Annotated in this window: 3 protein-coding genes and 1 riboswitch; all 3 genes read left to right on the top strand. The window is 41.0% G+C overall.

What is annotated here, in order from left to right:
• A partial coding sequence (locus tag V7659_RS26275; RefSeq protein ID WP_438825875.1) for a DUF58 domain-containing protein occupies window positions 1–516 on the top strand: 516 nt, incomplete at its 5' end.
• On the top strand, window positions 513–2,726 hold the full coding sequence (locus tag V7659_RS26270; protein WP_335543042.1) for a transglutaminase TgpA family protein: 2,214 nt from the start codon (window positions 513–515) through the stop codon (window positions 2,724–2,726). The genes V7659_RS26275 and V7659_RS26270, both read left to right, overlap by 4 nt.
• Before the next feature lie 80 nt (window positions 2,727–2,806).
• Window positions 2,807–2,909: riboswitch (purine riboswitch) on the top strand.
• A 149-nt stretch (window positions 2,910–3,058) separates the two neighbouring features.
• The coding region (gene guaA / locus V7659_RS26265) for a glutamine-hydrolyzing GMP synthase (protein ID WP_335543043.1) at window positions 3,059–4,142 on the top strand (1,084 nt) is incomplete at its 3' end.

Here is a 4,142-nt window from a genome sequence, read left to right as displayed (position 1 = left end):
GAACAGCGGCAATCACATGATGTCTTTGTGGTCATGGATTGTGTCCCGACAAAGCAGTTTGAGCCCGTTGTCTCCTTTACAGCATCATTATTGCGGGCTATTTTGAAAAAAGGAGCTCAGACGAGTCTATTAACGATTAGCAACGAACGTGCCTCTTTCCCCATTCGCGGTGGAGAACAGCATCTCCAGCAGCTTTTTTTTCATCTGGCAAAAATAGAGGCGAAATGTACCTCACCATTTGAAAAGGTGTTAGATACAGATGGACTTCTCATCCAGCAAACCGTTTCGTTTATGCTAGTCACCGCGCAAATTACCAAACCCTTGATTGAAAAAGCTAGCTTCCTTGGGCAGCGAAAAGGTGGAACGATTACGCTTTTTCTGATTAAAGGAGAGAAAGAAGCTCCGACAGATGATGAACGCTCGCTGATGGCAATCGCCAATGCCCGTGGGGTACGGGTTGTCTTGGTTCAAGAAGGCGAATTCACGGCGGCCTTTTCGGAGGTGAACTTCCGTTGATCAAAAGAGATTTTTCATCCTTTTTGTTATATGCCTTTAGTTTTTTATTATTAAGTGAATGGCTGCGTCCGATTGAACAATTAACAGAAACCAATCATATTGAGATGTTTTTTATCTTTATCGTTATTTCGTTTGCTTTATCTTACCTTCATTTGAAATGGATTTGGAACTATAGTGTCAAAACGCTCTTTATTTTATATGCCATTAACCAGCTTCACTATGAAGTAGGGCTCTTTGATTTAACATGGATTACAGCCTTCTTTAGAGATATTATGGATAACTTTCGGGTGCTTACAGCAAGGAATTGGAATGACTTATCCAACGAATTCAGGACATTGTTATTTTTTATCTTACTTTGGCTAATGGTGTACTTAATCAATTACTGGATCTTAAACCGAAAGCGGATTTTTATATTTTTCTTTATGACCTTAGTCTATATTACGGTTTTAGATACATTTACACCGTATATTGCTAAATTCGCCATTGTCAGAACGGTGGTGGCTGGCTTTGCAGTGATGGGAATGCTGACATTTTACCGAATCGTTCAAAAAGAAAATGTCAGCACCGAACCGACCTATCTGCGAAAGTGGATGGTGCCGCTGGCTGTTATGATTTCATTAAGTGTTGTAGTTGGCATAGCCGCACCGAAAGCCGCATCGATTTGGCCAGACCCAGTTCCGTATTTTACTGCTAATAACGACAAAGTTCCTGAAGATAAGGCCAGCAGTGTCAATCGTATCGGTTATGGAACCAATGATGCTGAATTAGGCGGTCCCTTTATAGGGGATAACAACCGAGTCTTTCAGTATGAAGGGAACGGAAAAAATTATTGGAAGATGGAAACGAAGGACGTGTATACAGGAAAAGGCTGGCTGGCCTCTGGTACCACACCTATAACCTTTCGTCAGGAAGATCTTGTCCCTGTCTTTTCGGTGCCTGACACCGTAGAGACCATTAAAGAGTCTTCGCGGGTGGTGACAAGTCCAGAATATAATTACAATTTTCTTATGTATCCTGCCGGAATTAGCAAAGTGTTAAAGATGCTCCCTGAGGGCAATCGATATGAAATCGATACGACTAATGAGCGAATCAGCCTTTTCTCTAATGACAATGTCCCTGCTGTGCCGCAGGTCTTTACCGTAGAATTTGAAAGACCAAAGTACAAGGCTTCAGACTTAGTCCGAACAACGAGCTATGACCCAACCATCATCAACGAGGAATTTTATCAAAGATATACACTCCTGCCGGAGAATCTTCCGCCACGAGTGAAAGAATTAGCAGAAGAGATTACGGCCACAAAAACCAATTGGTTTGATAAAGCAAAGGCGGTAGAAAGTTATTTTGGAAGATCCGCGTTCACTTATGACCAGAAAAATGTCGCGGTGCCTGACACCGAAGATGAATATGTGGATCAATTTTTGTTTGAGACAAAAAGGGGTTATTGTGACAATTTCTCCTCTTCGATGGCTGTGATGCTGCGAACACTCGGGATTCCAACGCGTTGGGTAAAAGGGTTCACAGGCGGAGATTTTTTGCAATATAGTGATGAGACTTCAGGGGCACAGATTTATGAGGTAACAAATAATAATGCCCACTCTTGGGTTGAGGTCTATTTTCCAAATCAAGGCTGGGTACCATTTGAGCCAACCAAGGGTTTTTCAAATGAAATTATCATCAATTACGGTGCGAATGGCCAATCATCATCCAATAATCAAGAAACCAGTCCAGCGCCAGTGAAGAAGCCTCAGAAGGAAGAGATTGAGGAACCCGATAAAACAAACGATTCGAAATCATTCTTTGATGTTAAAAGGATCTGGGAAGAGACCAAATTGTTTTTGAAAAACAATTGGAAGCGGATAGTTTTCATAATCGTAATAGCAGCTGCAGTGGTTGGTATTCTTTACCGTATTCGCGGTAAGTGGGTTCCGTACAGTCTGTTAGTAATTTACCGATTTAAGAAAAAGGACGAAAACATCAGTGCTGCCTATTTAGCTTTGTTGGAACAGTTCGAACGCTACGGATTAAAGCGGAAGGAAAACCAAACACTACGAAAATATGCCCGTTACATTGATTCCTTCTTTTCGACAAGAGAAATGTCACAACTAACGGCTATTTATGAAAATTATCTGTATCATCAGCAATTGCCAAAGGGCGCTTGGAAAGAGTCGCATGAATTATGGGAAAATTTAATTAAAAAGACAATCGCTTGACCAGAAAAACAACCTATTGTTACAATATGTACTAATTCATGTTTAGTATTAGCACTGTTATAAAAGGTGCTTGTGCTGTTCAAAATATAGTACGTTTCCTTCATATATCCTCGAAAATTTGGTTCGAGAGTCTCTACCGGGTCACCGTATAATGACCTGACTATGAAGGCAGGATTTTTCTGTGGTCTTTTTACGAGAAAACTAGAATTCTGCCTTCCTGATATTTTTATGGAGGGGAGAATTCTAGTTTTTTTTATATCCTTTGCTGTAAAGGTTCATAATAACTATAACTTGAGAAAATTGAGGTGGATGCTTTGCCAGGCAAGCATGAGATGATTATTGTATTAGATTTTGGAAGTCAATATAACCAGTTAATAACCCGCAGGATCCGTGAATTCGGGGTATACAGTGAATTACATCCGCATACGATTACAGCTGAAGAAATCCGCCAGTTAAACCCAAAAGGGATTATTTTCTCCGGCGGGCCAAATAGTGTGTACGATGAAAATTCTTTCCGCTGTGATGAAGCCATTTTTGAAATGGGTCTGCCAATCCTTGGTATTTGCTACGGGATGCAGTTAATGACCGTCCATTTTAATGGGAAGGTTGAAAAAGCGAAAGAACGTGAATACGGAAAAGCAACGATGACGGTACAACATCCATCAGCGCTATTTAACGGCCTGCCAAATGAGCAGACCGTGTGGATGAGTCATGGTGATCTTGTCGTGGAAGCTCCTGCAGGTTTTACCGTGGATGGCACAAATCCAACCTGTCCGATTTCAGCAATGAGTAATGAAGAGCAAAAGCTTTATGCTGTTCAGTTCCACCCGGAAGTACGTCATTCCGTTTATGGGAATGAATTGCTAAGGAACTTTGTATTTAATGTGTGTGAATGCAGCGGCGATTGGTCAATGGGTAACTTCATTGAAATGGAAATGGCAAAAATTCGTGAGCAGGTTGGCGATAAAAAAGTTCTTTGTGCTTTAAGCGGCGGGGTGGACTCATCCGTTGTTGCTGTGCTGATCCATAAGGCAATCGGTGATCAACTTACTTGTATTTTTGTTGATCATGGCTTGCTTCGGAAAAATGAGGCTGACAGCGTGATGAAGACTTTTTCAGAAGGCTTCCACATGAATGTCATCAAAATTGATGCCAAAGAACGTTTCTTATCGAAGTTGGAAGGTGTTTCTGACCCTGAGAAAAAACGAAAAATTATTGGTAATGAATTTATTTATGTATTTGACGATGAAGCGACAAAACTGGAAGGTATTGAGTTTTTAGCCCAAGGAACGCTTTATACCGATATTATTGAAAGCGGTACGGCAACTGCACAAACCATTAAATCCCATCACAATGTGGGCGGGCTGCCGGAAGATATGCAGTTTAAACTGATTGAACCATTGAACACTCTATTTA

The organism is Neobacillus drentensis, assembly GCF_036966985.1.
GTDB classification, from domain to species: Bacteria; Bacillota; Bacilli; order Bacillales; family Cytobacillaceae; genus Neobacillus; species Neobacillus drentensis_E.
This window is presented reverse-complemented; position numbering and strand designations above follow the sequence as displayed.